The following is a 19,668-nucleotide window of genomic DNA, read 5'->3' as shown; positions in this document are numbered from 1 at the left end:
ATTAATGTTTCATAAACCTTTTATCCAAAAATCTTAATTAATTTGTTATTTGCGCTATACTTTAATAAGTAAGTTATGATGTAATTTTCTTAAAAGGTAAAACATGAACGTATTTCTATTAAAAAACATTGTACACGTTGGTTTAAAAAACGAAATCATCAAGGTTTCAAGCGGTTATGCAAAAAACTTTTTATTCCCAAATAAACTTGCGGTAGAAGTAACAAAAGAAAATGAAGCTTTATACAAAGAAAAAGCTCGTAATGTACAAAATCGTGCAGCTATTATCGATTCAACAGCAAGTTTGCTTGCAGATGAGATTTCAAAATTATCATTAAAAATTAAAAAAACAGTACAAGATAACAATAAACTGTATGCAGCTATTAGCTCAACAGAAGTTGTTGATTTGTTAAAAGAACAGAATATTACCATTGAAAAAAACCAAGTAATCTTTGAAAAAGCTATCAAAGAAAAAGGTACGTTTATGGTTACTATTAAATTATCTCCAAAAGTTCAAACACAGTTTACTCTTCAAGTCATAGCGTAAAAAATTTATGTCGCAACAAAATCCTTCATTTAATAATAACTATCAAAAAAAACAAGTAGACACGGTTAAACCAGTTGAATCGATGCTTGGTAAGTCATTGCCATCCAATGTGGACGCTGAACGCGCTATTTTGGGAGCAATTTTACTTAATGATGAATGTTATCATTCAATTGCAGAGATTTTGATGCCTGCAGATTTTTATATGCCTGCGCACCGAGCTATTTACCAAGCGATTGCTACACTTGCAAGTAATAGCCAGCGTATAGACATGATTACACTTCAACATCAACTTGAAGCTCAAAAAGAGATGAGCGTTGCTGGTGGCGTTATTTACTTAGTTGGGCTTCAAGAAGATATTCCTGCAGTTGGATTAATCGAACAGCATGCTGAAATTGTTAAAAGCAAAGCAACACTACGTTCGTTAATTAATTCATCAGTTGGCATTATCACCGACTGTTATAATCAGTCAGATAAAGATATCGAATCTATTATTGATGATGCAGAACGTAAGATATTTGAAGTTTCAAGTCGAACATCAAATAAAGATTTTGTGCAGCTTGATATTTGGTTACGTAAAACGTTTCAACATTTATCATCGATCAAAAGTACCAGCAAAGGTGTTACGGGCGTAAGTAGTTCGTTTGAACAACTTGACAACATGACATCTGGTTTTCAAAAAGGTGATCTTGTTATTTTAGCAGCTCGTCCTTCTATGGGTAAAACCGCATTTGCTTTAAACTTAGCCGTTAATGCTGCAAAGAATAAAATGTCAGTCGGATTCTTTTCACTTGAGATGTCAGCAGAGCAGTTAACCCTGCGTTTGCTTTCGACCGAGTCGGGTATTAATCACCAAGCTATTCGTAATGCGACGATATCTTCTGAAGAGTGGATTGAACTGACGCACGTTGCAGCTGACTTAGCTCAGATGAAATTCTTTATTGATGATACCGCAGGTATTAGCATTATGGAGTTACGTGCAAAGGCTCGTAAGCTGAAAGCAAAAAGTGATGTTGATATGTTGATTGTCGATTATTTACAGTTATTGCACTCTAATAAAAAACATGAAAATAGACATCAAGAGGTTTCTGAAATTTCACGTGCATTAAAAGGTCTTGCAAAAGAACTTGGTGTGCCAATCATCGCATTATCACAGCTATCTCGTGCCGTTGACTCTCGTATGGATAAACGACCAATGCTATCAGATCTTCGTGAATCTGGAGCGATCGAGCAGGATGCTGACGTTATTATGTTTATGTATCGTGATATTGTGTATAACCCAGAAACAGAAAATCCTGCATCAGCAGAACTGATCATTGGTAAACAGCGTAACGGACCTACCGGGACTGTGCCACTTCAATTTATTCGTGAGTTAACAAAATTTGAATCCGCTGGAAATAGTGAAGATTCTCATTATTAAAAAATAATGATGATGTTAAAAAAATAAGCTTATAAAATCTTATTATGAAAAACGATTGGGGCTTGTTCCTATAGATGTGTCACCGCGTAATAATTGTTGCCATGAAGTTGTTGTGATGCAAATGCTCAAAAAAATCATGTAGCTGAAAAATTTAATTGATTTTTTGTGACAATTTGTTACAATTAAATCAGTATGAAAGCAAAGGAAGCCGTCTGTTCGCAGATGGCTTCTTTTTTTATGCCCAAAAACTATGCCGTGAGAACCAAATGTACATGTTCATAAAAATCTACAATATCGCTGGCTCAGCTTGGCAAAAATGTATAGAGTTGGCTATTATACTTTTTTTAGTAAAAAAAGATTACATCAGCTGCACCCAGGCAAGCAAATTGACCTAATTTCATAAAAAACATAAGCAAAAAAAGGAGTGACCTACATCACTCCTTTTTTGTAATTTTTAACTACAAAAACTATCTACGCAAGAGCCAGATTTGCATTGTGCATCAAGTGTACAATCATTTCCAGAGTCTTTTTTATTACTATCAGCTTTATTTCCAGCTTTATCTTTTAATTTTCCTTGAATTTTAACACCTTGCACAGCTCCTTGACGTTGTACAATCATGTAACCTACAATTACCAATGCTACTACGACTGCAACCATTGCTAATTTATTCATCAAACTTTTCATACGTATCTCCTTAATGTAATATGACACTCTACCATTTATTGAGTATAGCAAGTACAGCATCTTAATAATCAATAAAAATGTACAGATCATAAGTTGCAAAAAAAATAGAAAGCTCTAATCTGTTGATCAGTAATAACTTCTAGAAAAAAAGAGTGCACATGGTAATCTTAGGAATCGACCCAGGTTTTTCAGTAACAGGGTATTCAATTTTAAAAAAACAGTCAGGCCTGACAGCTGGTTTAAAAAATAAAAATCAGATTACTTTGCTTGATCATGGATTTTTAAAAATGTCTGCTGCTCAATCACTGAGCGTGAAAGTAGGAATATTTCATGATCTTTTTACAGAAAAAATAAAATTACACGGTGTTACCGTTATTTCATTAGAAACTCCCTTTCTTGGTAAGAATGCTCAAACTTTTTTAAAGCTTGGCTACCTTCGTGGAATATTATATTTATTAGCCCAGCAACATGGTCTTGCTATTTGTGAATTTGCGCCGCGAGAAGTAAAACAAAATGTCACTGGCTACGGAGCTGCAACCAAAGAGCAGGTTGCTCAAGTGTTATCTATGCTTTTTCCGCAGATTCCAAAACCATTAAAAGAAGATGTGACTGATGCTATTGCTATATCGTTGTGTGGCTTGTGGCAGTCAGAACGCAAACATTTGTAACTATATTGTATTTATTTTTCTCATCTATTGTTTCTGCTCAGTGAATTATAGTATTATCAATTCACTTATAGTAAATTGACAGTCCCAGCTTCTATTGAAGTTGAAATATGGGGGATTTATGGCAGACATAGCAACACCATCATTTGATAAGAATTATGATAATCTTGTTCATAACAACGATGAGATGCAAATATTTAATTTTGATTTATCTGAGCAAGATGTTTTACATCTTCAAGAAATATTTTTAACATGTGGCGTGCATACTATTAAGACTACTAATGTTGCGACTGGTAGAAAAATATTAGAATCTGTTGTAGGTTCATTAAAATATTATCAAAATATTGGTATTATAACTCATGAAAATGGTGTTGATACAAAAGTATATGACATTTTACGTGACATTAAAAATCAAGGTTTGATGACCGATAATATCATAGCAGACTTAGAAGATTTTTTTATGGTGCATACATGTTTTGATTTTGTCTGGGTTGAATTTTCACAATTGCTCAGTGTGGATTATGCTATTCATTTACAAAATATTTTTACGATGTATTATGCTCAAGAAAGAATGCCTGTTATTTTTGTCATGTACGATCAATTATAAAAAATAAAATTTCATGTCGATTTTTAAAAAAGAGAGTGCCTACGCAAGGTGCTCTCTTTTGCGTAGTATTGTTATTTTAGTCAGGTATCTGTTATAATTATTTCACTTTGAAATTAAAAAAAATAACATGGTGCCGTATGAATAAAAATTTAATTATAATTTTTTCTTTAGTTCTGATTAATGCTAGTCTGCAATCTTCGTTGCAAGAAGAACAGCAGTCGAGTAAAAAAACAAAAATATCAGATTTGCAAGAACCCTTAAAATCTATAGAATCTGAAGAATCATCAGCTCTTCAATTTACTCCAATTAAAATAGTTGGAAAAGGAACTTTTTGCCTGTATGAAAAACGATATGAATTTTTAAGCAATGAGCAAGGTGATGATAATTTGTTTTTTTCATATAAAAAACAATCATGGACTCCTGTTAGACTCCACAAATTAGATGGGGCATGCAATACATATTTGCTACAAACATCCGGTAACTCTTTTGACCCAGTTCTTTATTGCGTTGCAAAATTGAATTCTGATAAAAAATTTAATCCTGCTTCGCGGGTGCACAGTGGAAGAGATTTTAAAAATAAAACAACATGGAATATTAATATGGTAGATCGAAATGATGATTCCATAGAATAAAAATAAATTGAAAGGGTTTTGCATGGTACACAATATATTCAAAATATTCATAATACTCTTTATGAGTCATTGTTTTACTCATGCGTCATCAGATCGTGTCGATAAAAACTTTGAGTCAGATAGTATCAATCTATTGATAGATTCAGATAACAATTCAAATGAAAAAACAAATCAAGAAACATTAGATGATTTTGTTCAGGAATATGAATCGAGTGTAAAAAAAAGTTCATTGATTCATGTTGTTGGTGCTATCGATCCGTATATTATTTTACAAGTTGATGCAATTGTCGATGGGAATTTTTCTTTGGCTACAGCAGTGGCAAAGAATTTGTATGAGCTGCAAACATCATGTGATTATGGTGACAAGATACTTTATTATTGTGTTGCAGGACAAGATGCTGATGGAAAATTGCGACGAATTTCTGATTGGCATGCAGGACAAGATTTTAAGGATAAAACAACGTGGACGATTTTTACACTCAATAAAAACATACAAGAAATAATTTTATAAATATAAATCCGAAGTTTTCATAGAAAACCCAGGGCAAAACTCTATAGTAAAAATTTGGTTCACAGAACCTAGTTAAAAAAAGCTGAAAAATAACAAGCAGCGTTTTTTTATTTCTATTGCAATTCATAATATAAATCTATAGAATTAACCGCAGAAAGCTTGTATATACAGCAAAAAACAACTCATCCATACTAGTCCGATAATGCATATTATGGTAACACTTTTAAATTTGTATTATAAAGCGTCATTGAATTTATAAAATTATTCTGCGTGTCTATGCTGTTTTTTGTCTGTTCAATAATAATTCCACAATAAATTGTTTCATCAAAAATCTGAGGCGCAAATATTTTTTGTTGCTGCAAGCAATTTTTTTTCATAAAATCGTCAGTTAAATTTTTTGTTGTTTTTGTTACTATGTGAAATTCTAATAATTCAAATCGATTTTCAGTTTCATTAAAATCTACATAATACACAAAATCTTGTACCGTATAATTTGGCAAAAATGGTTCTATCGATTCATACAATCTCTCTGGTCCATGAAGATATTTTACCGGAATATTAAAACTAAAAAGTTCATCTGATTTCCACGTGCTATCAGCTGCTTGCACTAGATGATGACAAACAAACGTATACACTTCATGGTAGTTTTTTTTAATTTCAGGAGCTTGTAAGTAAAACCCTTTCTGGTCAGAAATCATCTTTAAAAAACAAAGTGGTTTGTTTGAAAGTTGCACCATAACAGTTTCTGGTTGGATGTCATTGTGGCGTTGCTTAAAGTCTATCGGATTCCATGGTTGCATGGTGATTTTGCATTGATGATCAGCATCACGTTTAATAGCATATAAACTATTACCAATTTTGTTAGGATATAACGTATCGACTGGTTGGTAACTTAATCTTTGCAACTCTGAGTTTGTATTACCCTGAAAGGTCTGATAATAGTCGCCTTGGCGTGCTGTAAAATAAAACGTTTCTTCGTCAATCCAATTCATGGATGAAATAAAACTTATCGGTTCATACATCAAAATTGTTTGGGCTGATCGTTTGTTAAAATATTTAATTTTAATAAACCCCTGGTCGATAAAACTAAATCCATTTTTTGTTGGAAGCATACGAAAATTTGCAGGAATACAAAATGAAGAAAGTTGCTGAGTTATAATCTGGCTTGCTTGATCATAAAACAGTAATTCAATCGTATCTAAAGATTTTTGATGCAAAAATACAATTTGTTTAAGATCGTCGTCGTGTGCAACTGGGTATATAAATTCTTCATAACTATACAATGAATTAATCATGAATACTATGCATGGTATCAAATGGTATAGTAATTTCATAAACCTACCTTTTTTTACTATTTTTTTATATCTTTTATATGAAATTTTTCACAAGAGGCTCTTGTGTTTGTAAGTAAAATTAAAAAAATTCTTTATAATTGATATTCATTGGTTTTTTAATTTTTAAATTCATACTGGGTTCTTATTTTAATTTCAAACAGATTAATCGTCCTCATTGTAATTTTTCTGAGTTGTGTGAACCAAATATACATGTGCAAAAAACCTACGATATCGCTTTACTCATCTTGGCAAACAGTGGTGGCTGCCGGCTACGTTATGCCTTTTTATGTAAAAAAATTTTAAATTTTTATTTTTTCTTTGGTGCAAGTCCAGCATTAATTCTTGTTATACATGGTGCCGATGCTTGATCAAAAATATTTATATTTTGAGTTGATAGAATTGTAGACAATGAATCAGATAAATCTTGTGGAATATTTTTCATCGATGTCTTTTCTGCTGACTTTGTAGTAAGTACAGAAATAATAGTATCAACCATACAGGTAACAACAGAATTAAGGTTTACGTGAGCAGATTTATTTTTTACAGGTCTGCATAATCCTGTTTGATTCTTTTCACTATTTTTTATTTCTGCCTGAGCAGCTTTATTGTAATGTGCAAAATCTTGTACAAAAGAATATCCAGATTTTTTTTCATACCATTGCGTTGGGTAATAGTTTATGGTGTAAATAGCTTGAACTAAATTATCAAAATTTTCAGCATACGAATAATGTAATGCAGATTTCTTTTTTGTTAGTTTTGTTTGTAAAGCTTTGAGTGCATGTAAACATAACAACGAACTTCGCATATCAATTGTTCCAAGAATAACATCTTGATCCCAATTTTTATGCAGCTTGATAGAAAATTTATAAATAACTTTTAAAATTTCTTCACGGGTAAAATCATGTTGAAACTCAGCAAGAGCTAATGCTAAAAATCCAGTAACCACAGGAACTGCAACTGAGGTACCTGACATAAATGCATACATAGAGTCACTTGTTTGTCCTGGCGTTAATGTTGAACTAAAAAGATCATACCCTGGAGCTAAAAACTTTGGTCCAATGTTTAATTCTTTTTGAGTGAATGAACAGATGCTATAATTTCCATCATCATATTTAAAAGCGCCAACATCAAAAGCGACACTTTCAAACTTTGCAGGATATGCTTCTTTATTTTTTAAAGCTGGGTCATCACCATCATTACCCGATGCAGCAACAACATAATCGATCGAATCGATTAATTTTTTTAAGGTAGCGTCTTGGGTCTCACTAATCGTATCAGTAATTTTTAGGCTCATGCTGACGATTGAAGATTTTAAGGTGATTGCTCGTTCAAGCGCAGCATTCAGCGTTGTTTTGTTGGTCGTCCCAGAATCATGAAAAGCTTTAATCATTGTTACATGTGCGTCAGGTGCAATGCCAACAATTCCCTGAGAGTTATAATGCTGCGCATTAATAATTCCCTGAGTAAAAGTTCCATGACCTGCAGCAAACGTATCTTTATTACCAATAATTTTTGGTGCCGGCAATGTTTCTAATAGAGCATTTTGGCTATATGGTTTATCAAGATTAATGACAGTAAAGAAAGATTTTGAGCCTTTTGGAGCGATTCCATATTTTCCATGTAACAAATCTTCTAGGAATCTCTCACCTCTTTTATTGAGCTTTGTACCTGATTCGTCTAATGAGCTTTTTTTGGTGTGTTTGATAAAATATTGCTCGATCTGAGACTTGTCTTCGTTTTTTATGTAATTTTTAATCCATATAGGAAGTTTTTGCATAAGTGCATCGATATCAAATTTTTTATGATCACAATAATGACCAAAGTTAATAGCGATTTGTCGAATAGGATCAAGACCATTTTCACTGACAAGATTGTATCCATAACTTTGCAAATCGCATGATGAGGTAATATTAACATTTTTTTTGTACAAGCCCGAAAATTCTGGTTCTTTTATATCAAACGCGGAAGTACCAGTATCGATAATAGCAACTTGCGCACCCTTACCTTTTTTTGGTGCTAAATCCCATAACAAAAAATTCCAAGCAACTGGTCGATACTCAATACCAAGGGCATCGTACTGCTCACTTGCAAGTAAGCCAGTTGTAGGAATTTGTAAATGCCAAAAGAAATAGTCATTCATGTCTTTAATTTTTTTAAGTTGCGCAATCTCTGCAGTAACATCATTTTTTTCAGAAGATTCTTTTTTTAGCGATTCTATTTTTTTTTGGATTTCTTCATCGGTCTGTTTTTTATAGGTCTCAAAATCTTTGAGTGTTAAATATTCTCCATCAAACCCGGAAGGCATCGCTAAAATTTTTATAGGTACTTCTTTTTCGCAGATAACATCGAGTCCATACTCTTTATAAATTTTTTCAGCTTGCGTAACAAAGTCTTCATAACAAATAAATGACGGTTTGTATAATGTCCATGACCCGTGATCATAATGAATGTTAATGATAAAGACTGAATCTTGACGATGTTGATACGTCTCATTTGTATCAAGGGGTTGGTTAAAATTATTTTTACAATATTGTTTAATTTTATAGGTCGCTTTGTGAACTTTTTGATTTAACTCATCACGCTGTTCTTGTGATGAAGGTTGTTGTGTATACGAACAGATAACATGATGTTGACTTGCATCATCTGATTGCTTAATTTTATTTTTTTCTTGGTGAGCATCAATCAATACACCGCTCAACAAGCAAGGGCTAAAATATACAAGATACAAAAAAGCTATAATTTTTTTACTAGTAAGTTTCATTAAAATTTCCTTTTTATAGATTGTTTACAGTCTATAAAACAACAATCTTTATTGCAACCATTGATATTTTTTAGCGTCAGTTGCTAGTATCAATTGAAGAAAAAAATCAATGTTACCAAAAAAAGGGATTTTTATGAAAAAGTTTATGATGCTATTGTGTTTAATTTCTATGGGCGATCTTTATGCTAAATTAAAAGATAAAAGAGATGACGTAGTCGGAAAAAAAGATGACATAGTCGAAAAAAAAGATGAAAAAGTAACTGAAGTAAAAACTGACAAAGCCGCAGACAAAACTCAAAAAAAAGAAGATAAAAAAGAAGATAAAAAGAAAATCTTACAGCTGAAGAGCAAGCAAGACAAGATGCCGCAGCTGCAAAAATAGAAGCTGCAAAAACAGAAGTTACTGCTGGAATGGATTTGCGTGGAAAAAAATTAAATAAATATCGTTTTAGTCAGCCTAATTTACAAAATATAATTATGGATAGCACTACAAAAAATGACGATGGTACATCAACAGACGAAGATCCAGTTCAATTTGATATAAGTCCATCTCATTATAATGGAGTACATGCTGATTTATCTGGAGCAGATCTTGCTACAGCTGATTTATCAATGTTTATTTTAGATGGCGTTTTATATGATGAAAATACAAAATTACCAACAACACTGACTGCTCAGCAAAAAAATAGCATGATAAGAATTGCTACTCCTGGTATGGATTTAAGCGGTCAGGATTTAGATTTTTACTACTTTAAAGGTAAAAATATTTCTGGTATTATTATGAATGATAAAACTACATTTACAAAGACTGTTGATTTTTCAGATGCAAATGCAACAAAAGCTATATTTACTCAAATGAATTTTTCAAATCAGACTGCTATCTTTAGAGGAACAACACTTGTAGAAGCAGATATGTCATGGGGAGATTATTCGGGTGATGACTTGAGCAGTATAAAAGCACAAGGCGCAAAGATGACATCATCAAACTTCATAGCTACTAATTTTAAAAACGCTCAGTTGCAAAATGTAATTATGTTAACATCATACTGGGATATTTATTCTTTCCCTACTGATTGTACAAATGCTGACTTTTCAGATGCAGATCTAACAGGGGCTGATCTAACAGGGGCTGATGTTACCGGTGCTATATTTACCGGTGCTAAATATAATGCTAACACAAAACTTCCAGCAACAATGACACCAGCACAAAAAGCTAGCATGGTTTTAGTCAAATAAACTAAATAACCATTAAAAAGGGAAGAGGTCAAATGATATCATTTGACCTCTTCCCTTTTTAAATTTGATTCACACAGCCTAAGTAATCTAACTAATTATATTTTTTCTAGCATTCCAAGTTGAATAACCAATAAAATCAGTCCCTATGTGCTGAGAAGTAAAATCATAGCCATTTTTTGTAATAACAGCATAATAGGTATTTGAGTTGAAAATATATTCATTTGTTTTTTTATCTACTGGTGCTTGTTTTGCATAATTTGGTTTTCCGTTATTAGCATTTATTACTCCAGCCGCAATAAACGTGTTTTTAGCAATATCTACTACCTTAATTCTTGTATCGATTGAAGGATGCTGAGGTGAGACGTTATAGGGAGAATGCATTAAATTTTCCGTAGGAAATTGATTAATACCTTTCGCTATTATATTTAGATGTATTGTAAACAAAACTAAAGTTGATAGTGAAATTGTTGTAATTATATTTTTCATTAGATTTCCTTTATATATTATTTTGATATTGTATTACCTTGTGCTGATTATATCAATTGGATATTTTTCAAATCAATGTTTGTAATAATATATGTAAAAATGAGTAAAAAAAATCCATCCGCTATTTTTTGCAAAATAACGGATGGAAAAAAGGAGAGTAGTAATGAAGCCTAATTAAACGATTACATGTTACAGATAAGAATGATATTGATAGTTCAAATCTATGTAATCTACTATAAAATTACCTTATTAAAGGGTTTCTGTCAAGAAAATATTTTCACGCTGTCAGTATTTGTTGTGTGGCTATATGCTATTTAGTTCTATAGTAGAAATGTTTGATGCCGATACCAGCTCCTCAAGAAGCTTTTCGCGTATCGGGCACGATATAATCAACTGACAATCAAGTGTTAATAATAATGAGATGATACCTTGTAATCTGTCTTTATCAAAGTCAGTGATAAAATCATCGAGTACAAAAATTGGATGAATATTTTTTTCATGCAGGTCTAAAATCTGTGCAATTTTAATAAGCAGTACTAACAATTTTTGTTGGCCACGTGACCCGTAGCTTTTTAATTTTTTACGACAAAAGTGAAGTGTAAAATCGTCAAGATGTGCACCAAAGTCAGATCGTTTTGCCATTGACTCGTAGGCAATAATGCCCTTCTTGCGTTCTAAGAATTGTTCAAACGTCTCATCTGCAATAATATGTTTATAACTGTAGATAATATCAAGCGTGTAATTTTCATCAAAAAAATCGACCAGCAATTTTGCAACCTTAACCGAAAGTCGCTGTAATGCTTCAATTCTTTTTTCTTGAATTGCACGAGTACATTCCCATAATTGCCGAGTCCAAATCACATACAAATCATAGTTAAATTGTTTTGCAAACATTGCATTACGTTGCTGCAAAACTTGTTTAAATCGCTTGAGCAACTCCATGTAGTCAGGATTTTCTAATAAAACCACCTGATCAATAAAGTTTCTTCGAATGATTGGGCTACCTTGAATCAGTTCAATGTCATCAACTGTGACGGTCACAACTTGATAATACGGAAACAGTTCTTTGTACGAAGAGATTGAAACGTTATCAATTTTTGCCACCTTTTTCTTGCCGGCAAAGCCAACTTGAATATCATGCGTTTCTGTTTCATCTTGTCGAACAAGTCCCTTAATAAAAAAGTTATCTTTTTCAAAGTTAACCATCTCAGCAGGAAGTCGTGAACGAAACGATGACAAATAGCACAAGTAATGAATAGCTTCGATGATGGTTGTTTTACCAGAGCCATTGTTACCATAAATTATAACAATGTCCGTTGCCAGATCAAACGAAGCTTTTTCAAAACATCTAAAATTTTTAAGTTCAATTTTATCTAAACGCATGCACCTATTTCGTTGCAGAAACTGGCATAACCAGATAAACCATTTGGCTGTTCTTATCAACAGATTCAAAAATAATTGGACGTGTGCTGTTTTTTAAATAACAAGTTACGTTATCACCAGAAAGAGCTTGTAACCCGTTTAAAAGATATGGAGAATAAAAACGCATCTCTAAAGATTCGCCGTTGTAATCTTCCATAGCAAGTGTTTCTTCTAAAGAACCGACTTCATTATTTTTTAAACAAACTTTGAGTTGATGTGGGCTAAAGTTAAAACTTGTTGCCAAAAATTGACCAGATAACAAACATGTTGAACGACGAAGTGTTTTAATAAAATCTGCACGTGATACACGAGCTGGATTAAATCCATCTTTTTTTAGAATTGATTCGTATGCTGGGAACTGATCAGCTAATAATTTTGTGAAAAAATTAAATGATTCACCAGAGAATACTAATTGATTGCTACACACACCTAAAAAAATCATCTCATCTTGGCAATTTTCTAGAATCTTTTTGATTTCAAATACTGCTCGTCGAGGAGTTAACCATTTTTTAGTTTCACTTAAAACATATTTGTCAGATTTTACTTGCGCAAGACAATGACCATCAGTTGTTGTCATTTTAAATTCTTGTGATGAAATTTCTAAAAACAGACCATTTAAAGATGGTGTTGCATTATTTTGGGGAATTAAGAATGAAACTTTCGTAAACATTTCTAATAAAAACTCACGATCCATGTGCATTAAGTTTTCAATGCGTTCTGGCAATGGCGGGAATTCTTGAGCATCTTTAATATTTAATGATAAATGAACTTTACCTGATGAAATATCAAGCTGATTTTTTTTCAGTGTAAAGGTGATGTCGTTATCCAATTCACGCACGATATCAAATATTTTTTTACCCGAAACTAAAAATTGCTGATTTGCAATTTCGCTATCTTTGATCGAACATGTATATTGAAGGCTTATTTCAAGATCTGTTGCCTTTAAAATAAGTTCTTTTTGTGTCACATGAAATAAAATTAATGACGTTGCTTGCATCGTTGTTTTTTTTGAACAAATCGGTTGCATAAATCCAAGTGTAGCCGCTAGCTCTTTTTGTTCCAAAATAAATGTATTGCTCATCTATAACCCATTAAAAAATTTTTGAATTTTATTCATATTAGATATTCCAGACACTCTTTTAGTATACTCTTTTATAATATTTTTTCTAGCTGATAAGAACTGAATTTTGTAACGATTGCTTTGTATTGCCTGAGTTTAGTACGCTTTTTAAAGATTCTAAATTATATATTTGAAAGAAGTGCTATGGATTTGTTTAAAAAAATAGTGAGCAGTATGGGACCAATGATTGATATCGTTACACCACAAAAGAAAAAAGATGAAGAAATTCAGGAAGTTGCAAACAATGCATTTGTGATATTTTTGATGGGTGCCCTGGTTGGATTTGCTGTATGTATCATGCTTATTGGTCAAAATATTATCACAATAAATAAAATGGTATAACTATGTAAGAAAAACGCCAGACTTTATAATCTGGCGTTGCATCGATTTAATTATTGAATGCAGTGTGCTTAGCATATGATTGGCATCAATAACACTGCTACCTGTATTTTTTACAGTTATCACGAATTTTTTTGATGAGTTGTTCAGTTGCAGCTATAACTTACGCATTCATTTTTTCGTGTTGTTTTTCTCGGGCTCGTGCAAAAATTTCTTTTATTTCTGGAGTGTTAGTAATTTGTTCAGCTGTTTTACCATCTTCATTTTGTATATTTACATCAGCGCCTGCATCAATCAACATCTTTGCTATTTCTATATCATTATATAGAATAGCTTGATGCAAAGCAGTATAACCATTATCATTTTTAAGATTTAAATCAGCGCCTGCATCAATCAATATACGCGCTATTTTTATATCATTATATTGAATTGCTTCATGCAATGGAGTTTTACCATCTTTATTTTGAATATTCAGATCAGCACCTTTTTCGATCAATATGCTTACTATTTCTGGTGTAGTTGTTTCATGCAATGGGGTGCAACCAAACTTATCTTTAATATTGATAATCGCACCTGCATTAATTAACATAAGAGCTATAGCAGAATTATTCTTAGCTGCTATATGTAATGGAGTTACACCATAATTATTTTTAATATTTACATTTACGTGAGCATTAATTAACATCTGTACTATTTCAAGATTATTATGCCAAGTTGCCCAATACAATAGAGATAGAGTTTGCTCATCTTTATATTTAATCTTATTCCATTCTAACAACCACAAAGGAACAATGTCACGCATTGTAGTATCTTTGTGTTCCATCACATACAAAAACAAAGAATCATCAAATTGATCAAGTTTTTTACTTTCTTTTAATGCAGTATTAAGGATGGTTAAAAATGTATCTTTCATATTTTTCGTAAGAATGTCCTCTGCATCGACAATAACTTGATCAAAGTTCATATCTTCATTACCATCTTCATCATGTGACACATGCTGCTCTAAAAAATCATGAAATGAGGTATCGACAAGATTTTGAGTGCGTAAAAAATCAAAACCGTCTGTTAGATAAGGAAAACTTATAACAGCATTATCAATCATAGCTTGCCGCCCGTTCTCAACATTTTGCAGCGACTCTTGCGCAGCGTACATACTCATTGATTGCATGTTTAACAGTAATAAAACTGCTCTGTATATTTTTTTCATAATTATTACCAATCTTTTCTAATCTATTTTTATAATTTTTACCATAGATTGGACATCCATTTTTTCGTGTTGTTTTTCTCGGGCTTGTGCAAAAATTTCTTTCATTTCTGGAGTTCTAGCTGCTAGCTCAGCTGTTTTGCCATCTTCATTTTGAATGTTAAGGTGAGCTTGTGCAGTAATTAATATCTCAACTATTTGTATATAATTATTTAAAGCTGCTTTATGTAATGGAGTCCAACCATCCTTATTTTGAGTATTTACATCAGCACCTGCAATAATCAATATTTTCACTAATTTTTTATCGTTGCCTAAGACAGCATAATGTAATGGAGTATAACCAGATTCATCTGAAATATTTACATCAGCGCATGCAGAAATCAATATATGTGCTACTTTTGGATTATTAGATTTTGAATTATTAGACATAACTACATAATGTAATGGAGTCCAACCATCCTTATTTTGAGTATTTACATCAGCGCCTGCATCAATCAACATGCTTACTATTTCTAGGTTGTTTTTTAAAGCTGCCTGATGCAATGCAGTATAACCACATTCATTTTGTATATTTACATCAGCGCCTGCATTAATCAACATCCTTGCTATTTCTACACTATTACCATGATGCAATGGAGTATAACCACATTTATTTTGTATGTTTACATCAGCGCTTGCAGCAATTAACATACGTGCTATTTCTGTATTATTATTAAAAACTGCTCGATACAATGGAGTCCAACCATCCTCATTTTGAGTATTTACATCAGCTCCTGCAGCAATCAACATACGTGCTATTTCTAGATTATATTTAAAAATTGCGCGATACAATTGAGTCTTACCATCTTCAGCTGTAGTCTTACTCCATGCATACAACCAGAACCGATAGAAATTATCATCTTTATTTTGCATAACATATAAAAATACCTGACTGTTACATTGATCAAGATTCTTCCAATTTTGTAATGAAGTATCAAGCGTTTTTAAAAATGTATCTTTCATATTTTTCGTAAGAACGTCCTCTGCATCGAGAATAACTTGATCAAAGTTCATATTTTTATTACCATCTTCATCGTGTGATACATGCTGCTCTAAAAAATCATGAAATGAGATATCGACAAGATTTTGAGTGCGTAAAAAATCAAAACCTTGCGTCAAGTAAGTTAAATTCTTAACAGAATTATTAATCATAGCTTGTCGCCCGTTCTCAACATTTTGCAGCGAATCTTGCGCAGCCTGCATACTCATTGATTGCAAACCAAACATGAACCAAACTGCTACGTATATTTTTTTCATGGTTATTGCCAATTTTTTTTACATTAAAATTCTAGTTAAGCTCGTGGATGCTTTGCATCATATAATTTTCTTAAATGTGATACTTCAACATGCGTGTAGACCTGCACGGTTTGCAGTTGCTCATGGCCAAGTGCCATTTGTAACAAGCGTAGATTCGCACCTTTTTTAAGCAGATGAGTCGCAATCGAATGACGCAAAACGTGGGGAGATATTGAATCAGGTAAACCAGCCTTGGTAACAACCTGTTTTAAAATTCCCCAGAATCCCTGTCGAGTCATCGGCTTAACTTTATCTGCATACAAAATAGGAAATAAAATATCTGACGTAATGGTCATATTTCTAAATAAGTATGGTTGTACATTGAGTAAATAAACTTGCAACATTTCAACCATTGAATCAGGTAACGGTACAATTCTTTGTTTACCACCCTTGCCTGATACGTGCAACAGTCCATCAGTGAAATTAATATTCGATGACGTTAACTCTACCAGTTCACTAACTCGGACACCGCACACATACATCAAAGCAATCATCGTGCTATTTCGTTTACCAGTCGGCGTCTCGTCAGTTTGAGCAACATTAAAAAGATTGAGAATTTGATCCTCGGTAAGAAAGGTCGGCAGGCTTTTTTCCAGCTTAGGAAACGATACGTTATACGTAAAGTCAGCGTGATTGTAATGATATTGCAAAAATTTAGAGAATGATTTGAGTGATGATAACTTTCTTGATACGGTTCGAGCCGAAATTTTTAAGGTCAATCGTAGGTGATGTAAAAACTCTTTAATATCTTGTGCGGTAACTTGATCAAATGAAGTGCGGCCTCGTGATTCTAAGAAATTAATGCATTGCAGGATGTCTCGTTGATATGCTTGCAACGTATTAATCGCAACCATTTTTTCGGTCATTAAATATTGTTCAAATTTATGGAATAGTTGCTTCACAATAATCTTTTCAATAATAGTTTACAAATAGTTATAGACTCTATTCTAGATCAATTAAAGTAAAAATATAGAGGATGATTTGTTTAAATAAAAGATTGTAGAAAATAAAAAGACACTTACCAGTTGCGATTGTTCATGAGCCTGCTAGAATTATTATAAGATATAAGTTTTGAGTAACCAATATCTTATAACATAGCTCCTTTTTTTGGCGGCAGATCTTGTATAAGGTCTGCCGTTTTTGCGTATAAAAATTATGGTAATTTTGTAGACGTTATCATGCTTATTTTTCTGTATCGTTGTAAATTAATGAATCTAAATACTCATCTAACAGTAATTTTTCAATTCTACCTTCATCTAATTGATCGGTTTGGTTATAACTTGATTGACGTACTGTATCATTATGTTTATCTATGGTGCCTATGCAGAGATCATTATCGAAAGTATCAAAATTAAAAATTTCATCATTATTATCTTCATCGACATAATCTACAGATACATGTTGCTGCTCAGGTAAACTTTGATGATTATTATCCAATATATAATTTTCTAACAACGATAATTCGACTTGATCTGAAAAAATTTCATCAGATTCAAAGAATTTATTTGAATACTGCTGAGCATCTTGCACACAGCAATCAACTTTCTGACTGTTTTTTGATTTTTTATCGACAAAAGAATCTTGTAAGAATGGAGTTTTTCTTTCAATTTTTTTAGATGTTAATGTGGTATCTTTTTTTGATATTTTATCTAATGTAAGTTCTTGTACTGATGGATGATTCCACGCTTTTTGAAGAGTATCTTGCGACAAAGAATAAAATGAAACAGTCCTTTTATGTTCATGAGGAGCACGACCAAGATGAGTATTTCGTAATCGGCCAGAGTACATATGACTTTTTTTATTTTGCAGTTCAGTTAATTTTTTATTATAAAGATCATCTGTTATATTATCTTGATTAAAAATTTTTCTTTTGGCAGGTAACCTGAGATACAAAACTGTATCGTCAGAATTATGTTGATCAGATAATCTATTTGCAGTTGGTGTATTTACATTTTCTAAAGATTTAAGAGAATTTTGCATCGATGCATCAATCTTTGATATCATGCATGATGTTATTATTATGCAAGTCATATACAATAAAATTCTCATAATTATAACCTTGCTATGCTTTAAATTAAATATTCTAATTGAAAACATTATATCATTAATGATACCTTTAATTCAAGTTACATCAGATAAATAAATTCAATTACGGGTGAATAAAATAAAAATCATTCTTTATCTATCACCTTGTCGTCAGATATAATATCTATCTTTTCATCTAAAATATCAGATTTCTTCACAATTTTGTCTAATGTTAAAGCAATGACTGATGGATGAGAAAAGGCATGTTTTAATCTTCTCGATGACACATACAAAGCAGAAGAGTTTTTTATTGCAGGCTGAGTAACATTTTGATTTTTTACATCTTGATCAGGCACATTGTTATGAATAAATGAATCTTGATACAATTCAGAAAAATCTAAATCTAACAATTCATTAAAAAGCTCATCATCGAAATCAAAATTGTTTATCGATACGACGTTTTCTATTTCTTTTTGTTCTAACCGCTGACGCTTAGATGCTTGATAATTGCTACCTTCTTCCAGCGATATAATAAATAAATTATTGAAAAGTAAAATAATTATAGATATTTTTAATATTTTTTTCACAGCAGAACCAATACAATTATTTCAAGTAAGTATTCTATTTGAAATAATTGTATCATTTGCAATCTATTATTTTCAATAAAAACATAGTCAATCTATGTAACGCATAGGCTGCATGAATAAAAAAGTGTATTATTTTATGTAAGATTTTTGACACCGTCATATTTTTGAATTAATTTTGGATTGAATATTTCATCAAAGTCATAGAGCTCTTTTATATGATTTTTTGCATACAGTGTACAATTTTATTGTTTAATTATCATCTTCATCACTACTATCTTCATTATCGCTAAAATTACTATCTTGTGCTAATTGCTTTATTTTCAACAATTTATTTAAAAAATCATCTCTTTCTTTTTCTGTAGCATGAACAATTTCAAATTCAGTATCATAATATAATGGTCCATGATCAAAATAAATCTCTTCCCATGATCCTGATGAACTGATAGATGCAGATGAATTTGACTTTAAGATAGTATTATTTTCTTCTTGGCTGATAATAAGATGAGAAGAAACAGCTAATAAAATAATCGAAATGCTCATATATTTTATTGACATGCAGAAACCTTTGAAATAATAAATAAAAAAAGTAGATGCAAAAAATAATAACGATTACCTTAAAATTTGCAAAGAAATTAAAAATAATAGATCGATATTATGTGAACAAAAATTTAAAAATCAAGATACAAGCCTGCGATATCGCTTCGCTCATCTTTTAAAACAGTAGTGATGGCGGCCAAATTACGCTTTTTAATCTAAAA

Annotated in this window: 21 protein-coding genes; 9 read left to right on the top strand and 12 right to left on the bottom strand. The window is 31.9% G+C overall.

From position 1 onward, the window contains the following. Positions 1 to 103: 103 nt before the first annotated feature. Together rplI and dnaB are read left to right on the top strand one after the other, a co-directional pair. Complete coding sequence (rplI, locus tag C0J27_RS00490; RefSeq protein ID WP_115585244.1) at positions 104 to 544, top strand: 50S ribosomal protein L9; 441 nt, start codon at positions 104 to 106, stop codon at positions 542 to 544. Between the two features lie 7 nt (positions 545 to 551). Then, positions 552 to 1,961, top strand: coding sequence for a replicative DNA helicase (dnaB, locus tag C0J27_RS00485; RefSeq protein WP_115585243.1), 1,410 nt, complete (start codon positions 552 to 554; stop codon positions 1,959 to 1,961). 454 nt (positions 1,962 to 2,415) lie between these two features. Here dnaB and C0J27_RS00480 read toward each other — a convergent pair whose 3' ends face one another. Next, entirely contained in the window at positions 2,416 to 2,646 is a 231-nt protein-coding gene (locus C0J27_RS00480) for a hypothetical protein (protein ID WP_115585242.1), read from the bottom strand. A 158-nt stretch (positions 2,647 to 2,804) separates the two neighbouring features. On the opposite strand from C0J27_RS00480, the gene C0J27_RS00475 reads away from it, so the two are divergent. The 4 genes from C0J27_RS00475 to C0J27_RS00460 all read left to right on the top strand — a co-directional run bounded on the left by C0J27_RS00475 (position 2,805) and on the right by C0J27_RS00460 (position 5,061). Next, entirely contained in the window at positions 2,805 to 3,314 is a 510-nt protein-coding gene (locus tag C0J27_RS00475) for a crossover junction endodeoxyribonuclease RuvC (RefSeq protein ID WP_115585241.1), read from the top strand. Between the two features lie 118 nt (positions 3,315 to 3,432). Beyond that, on the top strand, positions 3,433 to 3,918 hold the full coding sequence (locus C0J27_RS00470; protein ID WP_115585240.1) for a hypothetical protein: 486 nt from the start codon (positions 3,433 to 3,435) through the stop codon (positions 3,916 to 3,918). A 137-nt stretch (positions 3,919 to 4,055) separates the two neighbouring features. Then, positions 4,056 to 4,550: a hypothetical protein gene (locus C0J27_RS00465; RefSeq protein WP_115585239.1), complete on the top strand. Its 495-nt coding sequence runs from the start codon at positions 4,056 to 4,058 to the stop codon at positions 4,548 to 4,550. 22 nt (positions 4,551 to 4,572) lie between these two features. After that, a complete protein-coding gene (locus C0J27_RS00460) occupies positions 4,573 to 5,061 on the top strand; it encodes a hypothetical protein (RefSeq protein WP_115585238.1) in 489 nt (162 codons plus the stop codon). 209 nt (positions 5,062 to 5,270) lie between these two features. On the opposite strand, the gene C0J27_RS00455 is transcribed toward C0J27_RS00460, so the two are convergent. Together C0J27_RS00455 and C0J27_RS00450 are read right to left on the bottom strand one after the other, a co-directional pair. Further along, on the bottom strand, positions 5,271 to 6,395 hold the full coding sequence (locus C0J27_RS00455) for a hypothetical protein (RefSeq protein ID WP_115585237.1): 1,125 nt from the start codon (positions 6,393 to 6,395) through the stop codon (positions 5,271 to 5,273). A gap of 307 nt (positions 6,396 to 6,702) precedes the next feature. After that, positions 6,703 to 9,156 carry a S8 family peptidase gene (locus tag C0J27_RS00450; protein ID WP_115585236.1) on the bottom strand — a complete coding sequence of 818 codons (2,454 nt, stop codon included), beginning with the start codon at positions 9,154 to 9,156 and terminating at the stop codon, positions 6,703 to 6,705. 133 nt (positions 9,157 to 9,289) lie between these two features. Between C0J27_RS00450 and C0J27_RS00445 the strand changes: the two genes are divergently transcribed. After that, a complete protein-coding gene (locus C0J27_RS00445; protein WP_115585235.1) occupies positions 9,290 to 9,538 on the top strand; it encodes a hypothetical protein in 249 nt (82 codons plus the stop codon). A 29-nt stretch (positions 9,539 to 9,567) separates the two neighbouring features. Then, positions 9,568 to 10,392, top strand: coding sequence for a pentapeptide repeat-containing protein (locus C0J27_RS00440; protein ID WP_115585234.1), 825 nt, complete (start codon positions 9,568 to 9,570; stop codon positions 10,390 to 10,392). Between the two features lie 87 nt (positions 10,393 to 10,479). On the opposite strand, the gene C0J27_RS00435 is transcribed toward C0J27_RS00440, so the two are convergent. The 3 genes from C0J27_RS00435 to dnaN all read right to left on the bottom strand — a co-directional run bounded on the left by C0J27_RS00435 (position 10,480) and on the right by dnaN (position 13,381). Continuing rightward, positions 10,480 to 10,878 carry a hypothetical protein gene (locus C0J27_RS00435; RefSeq protein WP_115585233.1) on the bottom strand — a complete coding sequence of 133 codons (399 nt, stop codon included), beginning with the start codon at positions 10,876 to 10,878 and terminating at the stop codon, positions 10,480 to 10,482. 303 nt (positions 10,879 to 11,181) lie between these two features. Further along, entirely contained in the window at positions 11,182 to 12,261 is a 1,080-nt protein-coding gene (gene recF, locus C0J27_RS00430; RefSeq protein WP_115585232.1) for a DNA replication/repair protein RecF, read from the bottom strand. A 4-nt stretch (positions 12,262 to 12,265) separates the two neighbouring features. After that, a complete protein-coding gene (gene dnaN, locus C0J27_RS00425; RefSeq protein ID WP_115585231.1) occupies positions 12,266 to 13,381 on the bottom strand; it encodes a DNA polymerase III subunit beta in 1,116 nt (371 codons plus the stop codon). 183 nt (positions 13,382 to 13,564) lie between these two features. On the opposite strand from dnaN, the gene C0J27_RS00420 reads away from it, so the two are divergent. Further along, on the top strand, positions 13,565 to 13,762 hold the full coding sequence (locus C0J27_RS00420) for a hypothetical protein (RefSeq protein WP_115585230.1): 198 nt from the start codon (positions 13,565 to 13,567) through the stop codon (positions 13,760 to 13,762). A 160-nt stretch (positions 13,763 to 13,922) separates the two neighbouring features. On the opposite strand, the gene C0J27_RS00415 is transcribed toward C0J27_RS00420, so the two are convergent. The 6 genes from C0J27_RS00415 to C0J27_RS00390 all read right to left on the bottom strand — a co-directional run bounded on the left by C0J27_RS00415 (position 13,923) and on the right by C0J27_RS00390 (position 19,465). Then, positions 13,923 to 14,966 carry an ankyrin repeat domain-containing protein gene (locus tag C0J27_RS00415; protein ID WP_115585229.1) on the bottom strand — a complete coding sequence of 348 codons (1,044 nt, stop codon included), beginning with the start codon at positions 14,964 to 14,966 and terminating at the stop codon, positions 13,923 to 13,925. 18 nt (positions 14,967 to 14,984) lie between these two features. Next, on the bottom strand, positions 14,985 to 16,259 hold the full coding sequence (locus C0J27_RS00410) for an ankyrin repeat domain-containing protein (protein WP_115585228.1): 1,275 nt from the start codon (positions 16,257 to 16,259) through the stop codon (positions 14,985 to 14,987). Positions 16,260 to 16,294: 35 nt separating this feature from the next. After that, the gene (locus C0J27_RS00405) at positions 16,295 to 17,200 is read right to left on the bottom strand and encodes a tyrosine recombinase (RefSeq protein WP_115585227.1); all 906 of its coding nucleotides are present in this window, start codon (positions 17,198 to 17,200) and stop codon (positions 16,295 to 16,297) included. A 280-nt stretch (positions 17,201 to 17,480) separates the two neighbouring features. Further along, positions 17,481 to 18,347: a hypothetical protein gene (locus tag C0J27_RS00400; RefSeq protein ID WP_115585226.1), complete on the bottom strand. Its 867-nt coding sequence runs from the start codon at positions 18,345 to 18,347 to the stop codon at positions 17,481 to 17,483. A gap of 122 nt (positions 18,348 to 18,469) precedes the next feature. Then, on the bottom strand, positions 18,470 to 18,910 hold the full coding sequence (locus C0J27_RS00395; RefSeq protein ID WP_115585225.1) for a hypothetical protein: 441 nt from the start codon (positions 18,908 to 18,910) through the stop codon (positions 18,470 to 18,472). A 249-nt stretch (positions 18,911 to 19,159) separates the two neighbouring features. Then, on the bottom strand, positions 19,160 to 19,465 hold the full coding sequence (locus C0J27_RS00390) for a hypothetical protein (protein WP_115585224.1): 306 nt from the start codon (positions 19,463 to 19,465) through the stop codon (positions 19,160 to 19,162). Positions 19,466 to 19,668: the final 203 nt, after the last annotated feature.

The sequence above is a fragment of the Candidatus Chromulinivorax destructor genome (genome assembly GCF_003366055.1).
In the GTDB taxonomy this organism is placed as follows: Bacteria; Babelota; Babeliae; order Babelales; family Chromulinivoraceae; genus Chromulinivorax; species Chromulinivorax destructor.
This window is presented reverse-complemented; position numbering and strand designations above follow the sequence as displayed.